14 protein-coding genes and 1 riboswitch are annotated in these 14,986 nt (G+C 68.1%); of the genes, 5 read left to right on the forward strand and 9 right to left on the reverse strand.

The genetic code is table 11. From position 1 onward, the window contains the following. Positions 1–57: 57 nt before the first annotated feature. From cydB to hisC, 3 genes are all read right to left on the reverse strand, one after another. Entirely contained in the window at positions 58–1,059 is a 1,002-nt protein-coding gene (cydB, locus tag ACFYY6_RS18305; protein WP_351517166.1) for a cytochrome d ubiquinol oxidase subunit II, read from the reverse strand. 17 nt (positions 1,060–1,076) lie between these two features. Continuing rightward, positions 1,077–2,582: a cytochrome ubiquinol oxidase subunit I gene (locus tag ACFYY6_RS18310; RefSeq protein WP_351517168.1), complete on the reverse strand. Its 1,506-nt coding sequence runs from the start codon at positions 2,580–2,582 to the stop codon at positions 1,077–1,079. Positions 2,583–2,966: 384 nt separating this feature from the next. Further along, a complete protein-coding gene (hisC, locus tag ACFYY6_RS18315) occupies positions 2,967–4,046 on the reverse strand; it encodes a histidinol-phosphate transaminase (protein ID WP_351517170.1) in 1,080 nt (359 codons plus the stop codon). A gap of 415 nt (positions 4,047–4,461) precedes the next feature. On the opposite strand from hisC, the gene ACFYY6_RS18320 reads away from it, so the two are divergent. The 3 genes from ACFYY6_RS18320 to ACFYY6_RS18330 all read left to right on the forward strand — a co-directional run bounded on the left by ACFYY6_RS18320 (position 4,462) and on the right by ACFYY6_RS18330 (position 7,845). After that, complete coding sequence (locus ACFYY6_RS18320) at positions 4,462–5,574, forward strand: LacI family DNA-binding transcriptional regulator (protein WP_073790853.1); 1,113 nt, start codon at positions 4,462–4,464, stop codon at positions 5,572–5,574. A 199-nt stretch (positions 5,575–5,773) separates the two neighbouring features. Continuing rightward, positions 5,774–6,832, forward strand: a complete 1,059-nt coding sequence (locus ACFYY6_RS18325) for a metallophosphoesterase (protein WP_389194115.1) — start codon at positions 5,774–5,776, stop codon at positions 6,830–6,832. A gap of 194 nt (positions 6,833–7,026) precedes the next feature. After that, on the forward strand, positions 7,027–7,845 hold the full coding sequence (locus tag ACFYY6_RS18330; protein ID WP_351517173.1) for a hypothetical protein: 819 nt from the start codon (positions 7,027–7,029) through the stop codon (positions 7,843–7,845). A gap of 82 nt (positions 7,846–7,927) precedes the next feature. Here ACFYY6_RS18330 and ACFYY6_RS18335 read toward each other — a convergent pair whose 3' ends face one another. Both ACFYY6_RS18335 and thiC read right to left on the reverse strand, forming a co-directional pair. After that, the gene (locus ACFYY6_RS18335; protein WP_351626209.1) at positions 7,928–8,569 is read right to left on the reverse strand and encodes a GNAT family protein; all 642 of its coding nucleotides are present in this window, start codon (positions 8,567–8,569) and stop codon (positions 7,928–7,930) included. A 183-nt stretch (positions 8,570–8,752) separates the two neighbouring features. Further along, entirely contained in the window at positions 8,753–10,567 is a 1,815-nt protein-coding gene (thiC, locus tag ACFYY6_RS18340) for a phosphomethylpyrimidine synthase ThiC (RefSeq protein WP_386609126.1), read from the reverse strand. Beyond that, positions 10,560–10,693, reverse strand: a riboswitch (TPP riboswitch). Its footprint overlaps the gene before it by 8 nt. Positions 10,694–10,767: 74 nt before the next feature. On the opposite strand from thiC, the gene ACFYY6_RS18345 reads away from it, so the two are divergent. Then, positions 10,768–12,099 carry a YibE/F family protein gene (locus ACFYY6_RS18345; RefSeq protein WP_351517176.1) on the forward strand — a complete coding sequence of 444 codons (1,332 nt, stop codon included), beginning with the start codon at positions 10,768–10,770 and terminating at the stop codon, positions 12,097–12,099. Positions 12,100–12,218: 119 nt separating this feature from the next. Here ACFYY6_RS18345 and ACFYY6_RS18350 read toward each other — a convergent pair whose 3' ends face one another. From ACFYY6_RS18350 to ACFYY6_RS18365, 4 genes are all read right to left on the reverse strand, one after another. Further along, positions 12,219–12,656, reverse strand: coding sequence for an SsgA family sporulation/cell division regulator (locus tag ACFYY6_RS18350; protein WP_073790839.1), 438 nt, complete (start codon positions 12,654–12,656; stop codon positions 12,219–12,221). A 101-nt stretch (positions 12,657–12,757) separates the two neighbouring features. Continuing rightward, a complete protein-coding gene (locus ACFYY6_RS18355; protein WP_389194119.1) occupies positions 12,758–13,528 on the reverse strand; it encodes an IclR family transcriptional regulator in 771 nt (256 codons plus the stop codon). Positions 13,529–13,777: 249 nt separating this feature from the next. Then, complete coding sequence (locus ACFYY6_RS18360) at positions 13,778–13,990, reverse strand: DUF5326 family protein (RefSeq protein ID WP_351517178.1); 213 nt, start codon at positions 13,988–13,990, stop codon at positions 13,778–13,780. A 165-nt stretch (positions 13,991–14,155) separates the two neighbouring features. Beyond that, positions 14,156–14,473: a cupin domain-containing protein gene (locus ACFYY6_RS18365; RefSeq protein WP_389194122.1), complete on the reverse strand. Its 318-nt coding sequence runs from the start codon at positions 14,471–14,473 to the stop codon at positions 14,156–14,158. A 69-nt stretch (positions 14,474–14,542) separates the two neighbouring features. On the opposite strand from ACFYY6_RS18365, the gene ACFYY6_RS18370 reads away from it, so the two are divergent. After that, the gene (locus ACFYY6_RS18370; protein ID WP_073790833.1) at positions 14,543–14,920 is read left to right on the forward strand and encodes a phage holin family protein; all 378 of its coding nucleotides are present in this window, start codon (positions 14,543–14,545) and stop codon (positions 14,918–14,920) included. The last annotated feature ends 66 nt before the right edge of the window (positions 14,921–14,986 follow it).

Below are 14,986 nucleotides of genomic sequence, written 5' to 3' on the forward strand. Positions count from 1 at the left end.
CAGGACGGGGCCTGTCCGGCGGTTCAGGGCCGGTTGCCGGACAGGCCCCCGATGCGCTCAGTGCGCTTCGGCGATGTGCTGCGTACCGATGCGCTTGCGGAACACCCAGTAGGTCCAGCCCTGGTAGAGCAGGACGAGCGGGGTGGCGATCCCCGCGCACCAGGTCATGATCTTCAGCGTGTACGGGCTGGACGAGGCATTGGAGACCGTGAGGTTCCAGGCGTCGTTCAGCGAGGACGGCATGACGTTCGGGAAGAGCGTCAGGAAGAGCATCGCGACGGCGGCCGCGATCGTCACACCGGAGAACGCGAACGACCATCCCTCGCGCCCCGCCGCGACCGCGCCGATCGCGGCGACCAGCGACACCGCCGCGACGATCATCGCCAGGAGGCTCCAGCCGTCACCGTTGTCGATCTGGGTCCAGATCAGGAAGCCGAGCGCGAGCACCGCGGTGACCGCACCGAGCTTCAGCGCCAGTGTGCGCGCCCGGTGCCGTATGTCGCCGACCGTCTTGAGTCCGGCGAACACGGTGCCGTGGAAGGTGAAGAGGGCGAGCGTGACCAGTCCGCCGAGGATGGCGTACGGGTTGAGCAGGTCCCAGAAGTTGCCCACGTACTCCTTGCCGGCGTCGATCTTCACGCCGCGCACGATGTTCCCGAAGGCCACGCCCCAGAGCAGGGCCGGGATCAGCGAGGTCCAGAAGATCGCGTGTTCCCAGTTGGTCTGCCAACGGTCCTCGGGGCGCTTCGACCGGTACTCGAAGGCGACGCCCCGCACGATCAGACAGACCAGGATGATCAGCAGCGGCAGGTAGAAGCCGGAGAACAGGGTGGCGTACCACTCGGGGAACGCGGCGAAGGTCGCGCCGCCCGCGGTGAGCAGCCACACCTCGTTGCCGTCCCAGACCGGCCCGATCGTATTGATCAGGACCCGCCGTTCCTTGCGGTCACGGGCGAGCAGTTTGGTGAGGATCCCGATCCCGAAGTCGAAGCCCTCCAGGAAGAAGTAGCCGGTCCAGAGGACGGCGATGAGCACGAACCAGACGTCGTGGAGTTCCATCTCTCAGCTCCTCGGCCTCAGTAGGAGAAGGCCATCGGCCGGTCGGCGTGCTCTTCGCCGCCGATCTTGGTGGGCGGGTTGAGGTCGGCCTCCGTGAGCTCCGGCGGTCCGGCCTTGATGTACTTCACGAGCAGCTTGACCTCGATCACCGCGAGGATGGCGTAGAGCAGGGTGAAGCCGATCATCGACGTGAGCACCTCGCCCTGCGAGACGCCGGGGGAAACCGCGTGCCGGGTCTGGAGCACTCCGTAGACCACCCAGGGCTGGCGGCCCATCTCGGTGAAGATCCAGCCCCAGGAGTTGGCGATCAGCGGGAAGGCCATGGTCCAGAGCGACAGGATCCAGTAGCACCTGGCGAACTTGGGGCTGAGTGCCTTGTTCTTGAAGAGGACCAGATGCGGTACCTCGTCCTCGCCGGTGCGCAGCGCGGGAGGCAGCATGAACTTCCTGCGCGTCATCCACAGCCCGAGGAGACCGAGGGCGAAGGACGCCATCCCGAAGCCGATCATCCAGCGGAAGCTCCAGAAGGCGACCGGGATGTTGGGCCGGTAGTCGCCGGGGCCGAACTTCTCCTGCTCGGCCTTGTTGATGTCGTTGATGCCGGGGACGTACGAGGTGAAGCTGTTGTCCGCGAGGAAGGACAGCATGCCCGGGATGGAGATCTCCACGGTGTTGTGGCCCTTGGCCACGTCACCGACCGCGAAGACCGAGAAGGGTGCCCCGTCCTCCCCCTCCCAGAGGGCCTCAGCGGCGGCCATCTTCATGGGCTGCTGCTTGAACATGACCTTGCCGAGCTGGTCACCGCTGACGGCAGTGAGAAGTCCGGCGATCACGACCGTGACCAGTCCGAGCCGCAGCGAGGTCCGCATCACCGGGATGTGCTTCCTGCGCGCCAGGTGGAACGCGGCGATGCCGACCATGAACGCGCCTCCGACCAGGAAGGCGGCGGTGATGGTGTGGAAGAACTGGGCGAGTGCGGTGTTCTGGGTGAGCACGTGCCAGAAGTCGGTCAGCTCGGCCCGGCCACGCTCCTCGTTGATCCGGTAGCCCACCGGGTGCTGCATCCAGGAGTTGGCCGCCAGGATGAAGTAGGCGGACAGGATGGTCCCGATGGACACCATCCAGATGCAGGCGAGGTGGATCTTCTTCGGGAGCTTGTCCCAGCCGAAGATCCACAGCCCGATGAACGTGGACTCGAAGAAGAACGCGATCAGCGCCTCGAACGCGAGCGGGGCACCGAAGATGTCGCCGACGAACCGCGAGTAGTCGGACCAGTTCATGCCGAACTGGAACTCCTGGACGATGCCGGTGACCACGCCCATGGCGATGTTGATCAGAAAGAGTTTGCCCCAGAACTTCGTCGCTCTGAGGTACTTCTCGTTGTTCGTACGCACCCAGGCGGTCTGCAGGCCCGCGGTGAGCGCGGCGAGAGAGATCGTCAGCGGAACGAACAGGAAGTGGTAGACGGTGGTGATCCCGAACTGCCAACGCGCCAGTGTTTCCGGCGCCAGCGCTAGCTCCACGTCGCCTTCTCCTTACATCGCCGTGATCACACGAGCATTCTGCCCGTTAAGTCTGACTAATCACGGGAAGAACAGGGCATGCTTGTGAACGCGTTCACATTCACAATCAAAATTATGACGCACAGCCTTTCGGGATGTTCGGGCGGGGTACCCCTCTCTCGGGACGATCCGATCAATCCGCCTGAAGCAGACACATGGGCACACCGGCGCCCCGGCACGTCCGAACCCGGACACCCACGCACGAAGAGGCCCCCTACCCGATCACCGGATCGGGTAGGGGGCCCGTACGCCCGGCGCGCGAACCGCGGTCCGCGCGCCCTTCGACAGCTCCCGCAGGACCACGCCGTTCCACGGCCTCCTGCGGTTCCGCGCCGCTCTACGGCTCTACAGCTCCCTGCGGTACGACTCCGCCACCTTCAGGAACAGGTCGTTCGCCTCGTCCTCACCGATCGTGACCCGTACGCCCTCACCCACGAACGGCCTGACCACCACGCCGGCCCGCTCGCACACCGCGGCGAAGTCGGCCGTGCGCTCCCCCAGCCGCAGCCACACGAAGTTCGCCTGCGACTCCGGCACCGTCCATCCCTGCTCCGCCAGTGCCCGCTGCACCCGGCCGCGCTCGACGACCAGGGAACCCACGCGCCCCAGGAGCTCGTCCTCCGCACGCAGCGAGGCCACCGCCGCGTCCTGCGCGAGCTGGCTGACCCCGAAGGGCACCGCCGTCTTGCGCAGCGCGGCCGCCACCGGCTCGTGCGCCACTGCGAAGCCGACCCGCAGTCCGGCCAGACCGTACGCCTTGGAGAACGTGCGCAGCACCGCCACGTTGGGCCGGTCCCGGTAGATCTCGATGCCGTCCGGCACCTCGGCGTCGCGGATGAACTCCCGGTACGCCTCGTCCAGCACCACCAGGACGTCGCCGGGCACCCGGTCCAGGAAACGTTCCAGCTCGGCTCGGCGCACCACGGTGCCGGTCGGGTTGTTCGGGTTGCAGACGAAGATCAGACGGGTGCGGTCGGTGATCGCCTCCGCCATCGCGTCGAGGTCGTGCGCCTCACCGTCGGTCAGCGGCACCTTCACCGAGGTCGCCCCGCTGACCTGGGTGATGATCGGGTACGCCTCGAAGGAGCGCCAGGCGTAGATCACCTCGTCGCCCGGACCCGAGGTCGCCTGGAGCAGCTGCTGCGCCACCCCGACCGACCCGGTGCCGGTGGCGAGATCCGAGACGGGCACACCGAAACGGTCGGCCAACTCGTTCATCAGGCCGGTGCAGGCCATGTCCGGGTAGCGGTTGAAGTTCGCGGCCGCCGCCAGGGCGGATTCCATCACTCCGGGCAGCGGGGGGTACGGATTCTCGTTGGAGGACAGCTTGAAGGCGACCGGTCCACCGGCCGCCGCGGGCTTGCCCGGCACATAGGCGGGAACGCCGTCCAGCTCGGCGCGCAACTTGGGGCTCGTCTCGCTCACCGCAGATCCTCCTCGACCGTCTGTACACATCAATACTGCTCACCTTATGAGGATTGGGCGCCGCTGCGAATGGCCCGTGCGCCGTCGGACGCCCGGTGCGGCCGGGCGCACGGGAACGCTCTGTGCACCCAATCGCCCGGTGCGACCAGGAATGGGGGAGCGCGTTCGACCTTGACGCGCGCCGGTGGCTCACGCCGTGGCGCGCGTCCCTCGAAGAGGTGAGATGAGACCTCTTCGAAACATCGACCATTTAGTAGGCCCACCGGGTTCAGCGCATCACACTCCACGGCGCATTCGCCCAACGACCTGGCCTTACAAGGTATTTGACGCCGTCTGATCATGCAGAAACGTGCCTGTCAACGCGTGAATATGCGACCGGGCCAACCTCCCGCACGCCCCCTACTATCGGCTCGCCATGACAGCAGCAGGGAAGCACCAGGTGAGCCGGGCGGAGACACCCCGGCGCGGCAGCCGGCAAGGACGAGCGGGAATCCGGGACGTGGCCGCCGCCGCCGGGGTCTCCATCACGACCGTCTCCGACGCGCTCAACGGCAAGGGCAGGCTCCCGGACGCCACCCGCCGCCATGTCCGCGAGGTCGCAGAGCGCCTGGGCTACCGCCCGTCCGCCGCGGCCCGAACCCTCCGTACCGGCAAGTCCGGCCTCATCGGCCTGACCGTGACGACGTACGGCGACGAACCCTTCACCTTCACCGAGTTCGCGTACTTCGCCGAGATGGCCCGAGCGGCCACCTCCGCGGCGCTCGCCCGCGGCTACGCCCTCGTCATCCTGCCCGCCACCTCGCGCCACGACGTCTGGTCGAACGTCGCCCTCGACGGCACCGTCGTCATCGACCCCTCCGACCAGGACCCGGTCGTCACGGAGCTCGTACGACAAGGGCTGCCCGTCGTGTCGGACGGACGCCCGGCCGGTGCCCTCCCGGTCACCGCCTGGGTCGACAACGACCACGGCGCCGCCGTGCTCGACCTCCTCGACCACCTCGCCTCCGCCGGGGCCCGACGCATCGGCCTGCTCACCGGCACCACGACCGACACGTACACCCGCCTCTCCACCTCCGCGTACCTGCGCTGGTGCGAGCGCGTGGGCCAGGACCCGGTGTACGAGTCCTACCCCGCCCACGACCCGTGCGCGGGCGCGGTCGCCGCGGACCGACTGCTCGCCCGCCCGGACCGTCCCGACGCCGTCTACGGGCTCTTCGACCCCAACGGCACCGACCTCCTGGCGGCCGCCCGCAGATACGGGCTGCGCGTCCCCGAGGACCTGCTGCTGGTCTGCTGCAGCGAGTCCACCGTGTACGCGACGACCGAGCCGCCCATCACCACCCTCTCGCTCAAACCGCGCAGAATCGGCACGGCGGTCGTCCAGCTCCTCATCGATGCCATCGAGGGTGTGGATCACGGCGGCCCGGTGGAGCAGGTCATACCGACGGAGCTCATCGTCCGGACGTCCTCACAACGCCGTCCGCCCCGCACCACGGTCAGCGCGCCGCGCTCCCCCGCCAGGGACTGAGCAGGCGGCTCCTCCGCCAGGGATTGAACAGACGAATTCGGACCAAACGGCCGGTGAGCCTGACATGCTCCGGGATTCACCACCCCTGGTGCGTCACACAGCACGATTCGCATTCCTATGATGGGCGCACGACACCGCGGACCGCCCCGACCAGCAGGCCCGTCAGGTGTAGGGCGGCGCGACGGTGGTGGAGGGGTCGATGACACAGGGGGCCGGTCAGGAACCCGTGGTGCGGACTGCGACGTTGCGCGACTTCCGCGTGCCGCCCTACGCGCAGACCCCGGTACCGCCCGCGTCCCCGCATCCGGGCAACGCCCTGCCCGGGGACGCGCTGCCGGACGGGTACACGCCCACCGAACGCGACCTCCCGGTGATCAACCGCGGCGACACCGTCCAGGTACGAACCGTGCCGGAGCCCTGGCCGGCCCGCGAGCCGGGACTCGGGCCGCTCTACGTCGTCGGCGACGTCCACGGCTATCTGGACGAGCTGGTCGCCGCTCTCGCCGAACAGGGCCTCATCGACTCCGACGGCAGGTGGGCCGCGGGCAACACCCGGCTCTGGTTCCTCGGCGACTTCACCGACCGCGGTCCGGACGGCATCGGCGTCATCGACCTCGTGATGCGCCTCTCCGCCGAGGCCGCTGCCGCGGGCGGGTACTGCAAGGCGTTGATGGGGAATCACGAACTGTTGCTCATCGGCGCCAAACGGTTCGGCGACACGCCGGTGAACTCGGGCGCGGGCACCGCCACCTTCCAGGCCGCCTGGCTGCTCAACGGCGGCCAGAAGCACGACATGGAGCGGCTCCAGGACGTCCACCTCCAGTGGATGTCCCGCCTCGACGCGATCGTCGAGGAGGACGGGCATCTGCTGATGCACTCCGACACGACGGCGTACCTCGACTACGGCAGCACCATCGAAGACGTCAACGACACGGTGCACGCCATTCTCACGCGCAACGACGCCGACGAGTGCTGGGACCTCTTCCGTAAGTTCACCAAGCGCTTCGCCTTCCGTGACGATGCGGGACCGCAGGCCGTGCGGGAACTGATGGCCGCCTACGGCGGACAGCGCATCGTCCATGGTCACAGCCCCATTCCCTACCTCCTCGGCGAGGTCGGGTCGGAGGACGGAGAGGACAGCTCGGGTCCCGTGGTCGAAGGCCCGCACGTGTACGCCGACGGGCTCGCCATCGCCATGGACGGCGGAGTGACCATGGCCGGAAAGCTGCTGGTCGTCCAACTCCCCCTGCATGACTGACGGTTTTACGGGAAGACGCTTCCACGACCTGACCACGCCGAGCACCGGGCCGAGCGCCGGGCCTATTTCCGGAAACCCCCTGTCACCGCGTGCCGTGGGCGCTCTACCATCGGCGTATCCGTAGCAGGCTCTCCTCCGTTTCCGCCCAACTGCCCGGCAAAGAAGGGCTGTCGGGCCCGACGGAGCATCGGGGGATGCACATGAGAAGCGCTCCGCACCTGCTGACCGAGGACCGCCCCGAGTACGAGCGGATCCTCGACGACGCACTGCGCCACGCCCATCGACGGCCGGATCTGGCCGCGGTCGGTGAACGGCTCAACGCCGTACAGCTGCGCACCATGGCGCTGGCCGCCACGGACATGATCACGGCGACGGCGGCCACCGAGTACGACCACTACGTACGGGCCCGTGAGGAACTGCGTGGCACGGCCGACGGGGAGGGCCCGCCCGCCGGATCGGACACGGACCGTCCGGGCCGGTCGGGCGCCGGCGCGGGAGCGGTCGTCACGGTCCTCGCGCCCGTGCTCGCCGGCACCGCCGCGTTCATATTCCTGTTGGTCGGCTATCTGCTGAAGCTGCTCAGTCCACCGCCCGCCTTCGCCTCGACCCTGGTCACCGCGGGCTGGTTCTTCGCCGTGGTCATGGCCGCCGCCATCCTGGTCGCCGCCGTCGGGCTGCTGATCACCGCGCTGCGCAACGGCTCCGCTTCGGAGAACGCCGTACGCGACGAGATCGAGCTGCCGGAGGACGTGGCGCGGGCCCGGGAAGCCTGGCGGCACGCGCTACTGGAACGCGGCATCCTGCCGTTCCTGCGCGACGCCCTCGACGACCCCGAGGCCGCGTCCACCGCACGCACACCGCAGCGCTCGCCGAACCGCATCCCGAAAGTCGGCTACAGCCGCCCCGACTTCTCCGGCCCGGACGAGGGCCCGGCCGCGGGCCCCCGGCCGACCTTCACCAGCCCGGACTTCACCAGCCCCGACTTCGGCGGCCCCGAGCACGACGTGGAGTGACGGCGCCGCCGCACGCGCCCCCTCCACCCCACGTGGGGCCCCTGGTCCGGGGCCGACCAAGGACTCGGACGAGCCGCGCCGATCACAGGTCCCAGGACCTCGGGCGCGCCTGCCCCTCCCACTCGGGACGGAGCAGCGAGAACACCGCGACGTCGTACCGCCGCCCCCGGTGCAGGCACGCCGACCGGCTCACCCCCTCCCGGGTGAACCCCGACCTGTCGAGGACCGCGAGCGCGGCCGTGTTGTCCGCGTGGGTGATGGCCCGGAGCCGGTACAGGGGAAGCTCCCCGAACGCCAGGTCCGTCAGCGCGTCCAGAGCCCGCGTGCCGTATCCGCGACCGCGGTGCGGCGGGGACAGCAGCAGCTCGATATCGGCGGTGCCGTTGGCGTAGTTCTGGTCGGTGAGGGCCGCGTGGCCCACGGGGGTGCCGTCGGCGAGCACGACGAGGAAGTCGTCCCGGTCCTGGTCTTCCTGGTCGCGCTCGATGTGCTCGCGCAGCGAGGCGAGCGAACGCGGCCAGACCCCCATCTCATGGGCGGCCGCCGGATCGCACCGCCACTCCTGCAACAGCTCGGCGTCCTCGGTCTCTACGGCGACGAAGGCGACGTCCCGTCCGCGCCAGCACGGCTGCCGGTCCGCTTCCACCACCCGCACCGCGTCCGTCGCGTCCGCTGCGTCCCGCGCCTGCGTCGTGTCCGCTCTTTGTTCCGTCATGCCGCTCATGCGCAGATGCTAAGGAGACCCAGCCGTCGCGTTCATCCGATTTCCGGCCCGGGGACTTGGCTTCCGCGTGGCCGGTGAGGAGCCCGGGGGTGGCGGACCGGGCACGGGCCCGGGGGGCAAGCGAGGCGACAGGGGGCGGAACCCTGCCGTCCGCCCCCCTTGTCACCCCGGTCGGCTCTCGCCTCAGTCCGCGACGGGCAGGTAGACGCGGTTGCCCGCCGCCGCGAACTCCTTCGACTTCTCCGACATCCCCGCCTCGATCTCCGCCTGCGACACCCCGTGTTCACGCCGGATGTCCTGAGAGATCTTCATCGAGCAGAACTTCGGGCCACACATCGAACAGAAGTGCGCCGTCTTCGCCGGCTCCGCCGGCAGCGTCTCGTCGTGAAACTCCCGTGCCGTGACCGGGTCGAGCGCCAGATTGAACTGGTCTTCCCAACGGAACTCGAACCGGGCGTCGGAGAGCGCGTCGTCCCAGTCCTGCGCCCCCGGATGCCCCTTGGCGAGATCTGCGGCGTGGGCCGCGATCTTGTACGTGATCACGCCGGTCTTCACGTCGTCCCGGTTCGGCAGCCCGAGGTGCTCCTTGGGCGTCACGTAGCAGAGCATCGCCGTGCCCCACCAGGCGATCATCGCCGCGCCGATGCCCGAGGTGATGTGGTCGTACGCCGGAGCGACATCGGTGGTCAGCGGGCCGAGCGTGTAGAAGGGCGCCTCCTCGCAGATCTCCTGCTGGAGGTCGATGTTCTCCTTGATCTTGTGCATCGGGACATGGCCCGGCCCCTCGATCATGGTCTGGACGCCGTACCGCTTGGCGATCGTGTTCAGCTCCCCGAGCGTGCGCAGTTCGGCGAACTGCGCCTCGTCGTTGGCGTCCGCGATCGAGCCGGGGCGCAGCCCGTCGCCGAGCGAGTACGTCACGTCGTAGGAGGCGAGGAGTTCGCAGAGCTCCTCGAAGTTCTCGTAGAGGAACGACTCCTTGTGGTGGGCGAGACACCACGCCGCCATGATCGAGCCGCCTCGCGAGACGATGCCGGTCTTGCGGCGGGCGGTCAGCGGAACGTACGGCAGGCGTACGCCGGCGTGCACCGTCATGTAGTCGACGCCCTGCTCGGCCTGTTCGACGACGGTGTCCCGGTAGATCTCCCAGGTCAGCTCCTCGGCCTTGCCGTCGACCTTTTCGAGGGCCTGGTAGAGGGGCACGGTGCCGATCGGCACGGGCGAGTTGCGCAGAACCCACTCACGGGTGGTGTGAATGTTGCGGCCGGTGGAAAGGTCCATGACCGTGTCGGCGCCCCACCGCGTCGCCCACGTCATCTTCTCCACCTCCTCCTCGATGGAGGACGTCACCGCGGAGTTGCCGATGTTGGCATTGACCTTCACCAGGAACCGCTTCCCGATGATCATCGGCTCGGTCTCGGGGTGGTTGACGTTGGCCGGCAGCACGGCGCGGCCCGCGGCGATCTCCTCCCGCACCATCTCCGGCTCGACGTCCTCCCGGATCGCCACGTACTCCATCTCCGGGGTGATCTCGCCCCGTCGGGCGTATGCGAGCTGGGTCACGGGCCGGCCGTCCCGGCTGCGGCGCGGCAGCCGGGGCCGACCGGGGAAGACTGCGTCGAGATTGCGCAGCCCTTCCCCAGACTCTCGGCCTCGCTCGAGCAGGGGAGACCCCATTCGCGGCGAGGTGTGCTTGAGCCCGTCGTCCTCGGGTCGGACGGGCCGGCCCGGGTACTCCTCGGTGTCGCCGCGCGCGGTGATCCAGTTCTGCCGCAGCGGCGCGAGCCCGCGACGGACGTCGGTCTCGACGGCGGGGTCGGTGTACGGCCCCGACGTGTCGTACAGCGTCAGGTCCTTGCCGTTGGTGAGGTGCACCTGACGGACCGGCACACGGATGTCGGGGCGTGAGCCCTGGACGTATCCCTTGTGCCAGCCGATGGACTTCCCGGCCTCGTCGCTCTGGTTGGAGGCAGGCGTGCGTGCGTCCGATGTGGTCATGAGACCTACTCCCTACGCCGGCATTACCCGGTAACAGGTTCGGCGGTCGGCGCAGCTCATCCCGTACGGAGGTACGGATATCAGCGCCCTCTCAGCCCGGTGCTCCGAGCTCCCGCGTGTGCAAAGGTTCCTCCACGCTAGCGCCCCGTCCGGCGGAATGAACAGAGGGTCCCTTGCCTCCTTGCGATGATCGGCCGGTGATGTCCCTCCCCAGCGTTCCCGAACCGCCGAGTCCCCACCACGGCCACACACACGGCCATACGCACGCCCACGGCCCCGCCGCGCCCGTCTCCCGACATCTGCGGAAGGTCATCGCGGCCGTACTGATCCCGTTCGCCGCCGCGGTCCTCGCCGGACTGGCGGCGCTCTGGCCTGGCGGTGCGCCACCGCACGAACGAACCGGTGTCGGCTTCGACCGGCAGACCCAGCAGGGCAAGGTGGTGAACGTCGACACAGTGGACTGCAAGGAGGTGAACGCCTCCCAGATGCCGGTCGGCGGCGAGACCGCTCCGCAGTCGGCGGGCCGCACCGGGCTGTGCGCGAAGGCCACGGTCGAGGTGACGACCGGTCACGACAAGGGTCGGCGGTTCGTGGAGATCGTCCAGCCGGACGCACCGCGTCAGCTGCGCGAGGGGCAGGGCGTGGTCGTGGCGTACGCCCCGGACGCGCCCCACGACCTGCAGTACTCGGTGACCGATGTGAACCGGAAGTTCCCGATGGCGCTGCTGGCCGGGATCTTCGCCCTGGTCGTGGTCGCGGTGGGCAGGATGCGGGGGGTGATGGCGCTGGTCGCGCTCGCCGTGTCGTTCGCCGTGCTGACCCTGTTCATCCTCCCGGCCATCCTCCAGGGGTCGAATCCGCTGATCGTGGCGGTGGTCGGGTCAAGTGCCATCATGCTGATCGCGCTCTACATGTGCCACGGGCTCACCGCCCGTACCTCGGTCGCGGTGGTGGGCACACTGATCTCGCTCCTGCTGATCGGGCTGCTCGGCTCGCTGTTCATCGGCTGGGCGAGCCTGACCGGCAACACCGACGACAGCACCGGCCTCATCCACGGCCTGTATCCGCGCATCGACATGAGCGGCCTGCTGCTGGCCGGCGTCATCATCGGTTCGCTCGGGGTGCTCGACGACGTGACGGTCACCCAGACGTCGGCCGTCTGGGAACTGCACCAGGCGAACCCAACGATGGGCGTGCGGGGGCTCTACCGGGCGGGGATCAGGATCGGGCGCGATCACATCGCCTCGGTCGTCAATACGCTGGTGCTCGCCTACGCGGGCGCCGCGCTGCCGTTGCTGCTGCTGTTCTCGATCGCCAGGAGCAGCGTGGGCACGGTGGCCAACAGCGAGCTGGTGGCGGAGGAGATCGTACGGACGCTGGTCGGTTCGATCGGGCTGGTCGCATCGGTGCCGGTGACAACGGTGCTCGCCGCGCTGGTGGTCTCCGCGGACCGCACAGGGCTCGGCGCGGAAGCCGGAGCTTCAGCACCCGTACGGACCGGGAAGGGCCGCCGTCGCAGGACGAAGTCATGAGCACCCCGGAACGGACATCGGCCGACAGACGAGGAGCGGTCCTGACTACGGAGAGCGATTCACCCATTCGGCGGATGCCGTGTTCGACCGGCGGGCACCGGTCGGCGACACCGTTTCCTTCAGCCGGCGTTCTGCTCCTCGGCAAGGATCCGGCCCAGGGCCTCCTCCAGGTTTCCCTCGAAGTCACCCAGCGTGCGCTCCTGTCCGAGCGGCACGAGCTTGTCGGTCCGGTCGAGAAAAGCCACGAGCGGCGCCGAACCAGCCCGGAAGAGGGCACGGTCGGCGCCCACCTGAAGGCGGATGTGTACATCGGAAAGCCCCTCGGGATCCGTGGGCCCGATGTGCACATCGCCGTCGCCACTGGGGCTGTTGAGGCCGTCGAGCAGCAACTCACGGCCGAATGCCCAGGTGACGGGGGCGTCACCAGGCAGATGGAAGGTCATCCGAATCGCATACGGATCACACACTTCGTACCGGAGCTCCACCGGGATCCGGAAAGAGAGCTCCTCGGAGACGAGAAAGCTCATCATGACCTCAGCTTGAACCGACTCGCGCATCGTTCAACCCCGCAGTAGATGAATCTGGCCAGGAATGATCCCCCATGGCCCTATTGACGCCATCGTGGTGCACGCGATAGCAGATCACAAGGAGTGATTTTTCAGATACTGATAGAGAACACGAATGAACGCAAGAGGTTGGCCACTTCGCCACGTAGTTGTTCGACTGCGGGGAGCAATCGGTGTTCCTGTTCCAGAGGTACTGAAATCGCCATAGCGGCTGCGGTGGAGCCGGCGGTGATCGGAATGGCCGCGCAGACCGTTCCCAGGGCGTACTCCTGCCGTTCGACGACGGGTTCCATGCGCTCCAGCGACCGCAGCCGCTCCAGGAATGTCGCGCGGTCCCTCACCGAATACGGGGTCAGTGGCCGTACCGGATGCCGGTTCAGGTGGTCCTCGCGCGCCTTCTCGTCCAGTCGGCTCAGCAGGCACTGACCGATCGCATGGGCGTACCCGGTCTCCCGGAAGGACGCCCACTCGCGCACGGCGGGCATGGCGGGATCATCGGCGACCGCGACGAGTTCGATCTCGCCCTCGCGGTAGACGGCGCAGTACACGGGGACACCGATGGCCTCGCGCCAGCGGCTGAGCGACTCGGACATCCTGCTGCGACGATTCTGCGGTGTACCCTCGGCGGTCAGACGCTCGGCGGCGGCGCCGAAGCGGAACACTCCGTTGTCACGACGCAGATAGCCCTCGTGCGTCAGGGTGCGCAGCAGGTGATAGGCCGTGGGAAGGGGTAGCCCCGCCTCCCTGGCCAGCTGCTTCGCGGGCGCCCCGTCGCGATGCGCGCCCACTGCTTCCAGCAGCCTCAGCGCTCGCTGCACCGAGCCGATCAGCGTCGGGGAAGCGGTGCTCGATGCCGTGGTCAACGGTCACCCCCAGGCATGGTGACGGGCGGTCAGCCCGCCTGTGGGGGCCTCCCCCACAGACCGCCGCATGGCTGGGTACGAGGGCCGAACACCGTGCAAACCACTGGTCATTGTGGTGACGGTCAGTTAATTCCCAGGTGGCGGCAGTGGAATGCCACCATATCGGCCGTATCCCCAAGGTGCGTTGTTTCGTCCCCGGCTTAGCTCAGCTGGGCTAACACCATGGCTGGTTTCCGATCCTCCTGATTACTACCAGCCACCACCCGAGGAGGACATGACCTTGCGCACGACGAAGACGAGGCCACCGACCAGGATCACGAAGAGCAGGATCTTGAAGAGCAGGCCGATCACGAAACCGAGCACGCTGGCGATCAGTCCGCCGAACACAACGATCGCGATCACCGGCACCGCGATCCACTTCAGCCACCAGGGCATCCCGGCGAATATCTCCCGTACGGCCATCGTCCTCGCCTCGTCTCTGTACGTCCCTGCTCCGACACTCCCGATGCTAGAGGCGCGAAGGCACCGGAAGGGCGTTCCGCACCCCTTGCCGTCCCCTGATCGACCCCCTAGGGATCCCTGACACCGGAACCCGTCCCTCCGGATGAGCGCCCGTCCGGGGAGTGCTCAGCTCTCCGGCGGGGAGAAGACGACCATGACCCGCAGGTCCTCGGTGATGTGGTGGAACTTGTGCGGGACTCCAGCCGGTACGTACACCACGCTTCCACGGCCCACCTGCGTGGTCTCCGTGCCGACCGTGATCGAGCCGCGTCCGCTGACGACGAAGTAGACCTCGTCCTCCCGGTGCGGCTGCTGCGGGTCGAGCTCACCCGCGTTCAGCGCGTACAGGCCGACGGACATGTTCCGTTCCTTCAGGAACTGCAGATAGGCGCCGTTGTTGTCGGCCCGTTCCGCTTCCAGTTCATCCAGTCTGAACGCCTTCATTACCGTCCGCCCTTTGTTTCCCGATCCTGCCGGTGTCCGCCACCGACCGTGTCTGCCACGATCAGACACATGAAGAATTTCGTAGTCAAGACGATCGCCAACGCGGGTGCGCTGGCCGTAGCCATCTGGCTGCTGGACAACATCACGCTGGAGGGCGGCAGCACCGGGCGCAAGGCGCTCACGCTGGTCCTGGTCGCCCTGATCTTCGGCCTGGTGAACTCCGTGGTGAAGCCGGTCGTACAACTGGTGACCCTGCCGCTCTTCTTCCTCACGCTGGGTCTGTTCACCCTGGTGGTCAACGCGCTCATGCTGCTGCTGACCTCCTGGCTGGCCGGTGTGTTCGACCTGAGCTTCCACGTCAGCGGCTTCTGGACCGCCGTGCTCGGCGGCCTGATCATCTCGATCGTGTCGTGGGCGCTGAACGTGGTGCTGCCGGACGAAGACTGATCCGGCAACCGCTGGAAACGGTCTGCAACGGTGAGGCGGACCGGCTACCGGCCCGGAAGAGCGACG

Origin of the sequence: Streptomyces sp. NPDC001750, assembly GCF_042892615.1 — a bacterium.
Classification (GTDB): domain Bacteria; phylum Actinomycetota; class Actinomycetes; order Streptomycetales; family Streptomycetaceae; genus Streptomyces.

Bases quoted from the DNA above. Each gene is read 5' to 3' on its own strand.
- ACFYY6_RS18320 (WP_073790853.1), top strand. From the start codon at position 4,462: ATGACAGCAGCAGGGAAGCACCAGGTGAGCCGGGCGGAGACACCCCGG.
- ACFYY6_RS18325 (WP_389194115.1), top strand. From the start codon at position 5,774: ATGACACAGGGGGCCGGTCAGGAACCCGTGGTGCGGACTGCGACGTTG.
- ACFYY6_RS18360 (WP_351517178.1), bottom strand. From the start codon at position 13,990: ATGGCCGTACGGGAGATATTCGCCGGGATGCCCTGGTGGCTGAAGTGG.
- ACFYY6_RS18330 (WP_351517173.1), top strand. From the start codon at position 7,027: ATGCACATGAGAAGCGCTCCGCACCTGCTGACCGAGGACCGCCCCGAG.
- ACFYY6_RS18365 (WP_389194122.1), bottom strand. From the start codon at position 14,473: ATGAAGGCGTTCAGACTGGATGAACTGGAAGCGGAACGGGCCGACAAC.
- ACFYY6_RS18335 (WP_351626209.1), bottom strand. From the start codon at position 8,569: ATGAGCGGCATGACGGAACAAAGAGCGGACACGACGCAGGCGCGGGAC.
- ACFYY6_RS18350 (WP_073790839.1), bottom strand. From the start codon at position 12,656: ATGCGCGAGTCGGTTCAAGCTGAGGTCATGATGAGCTTTCTCGTCTCC.
- ACFYY6_RS18345 (WP_351517176.1), top strand. From the start codon at position 10,768: ATGTCCCTCCCCAGCGTTCCCGAACCGCCGAGTCCCCACCACGGCCAC.
- thiC (WP_386609126.1), bottom strand. From the start codon at position 10,567: ATGACCACATCGGACGCACGCACGCCTGCCTCCAACCAGAGCGACGAG.
- cydB (WP_351517166.1), bottom strand. From the start codon at position 1,059: ATGGAACTCCACGACGTCTGGTTCGTGCTCATCGCCGTCCTCTGGACC.
- ACFYY6_RS18370 (WP_073790833.1), top strand. From the start codon at position 14,543: ATGAAGAATTTCGTAGTCAAGACGATCGCCAACGCGGGTGCGCTGGCC.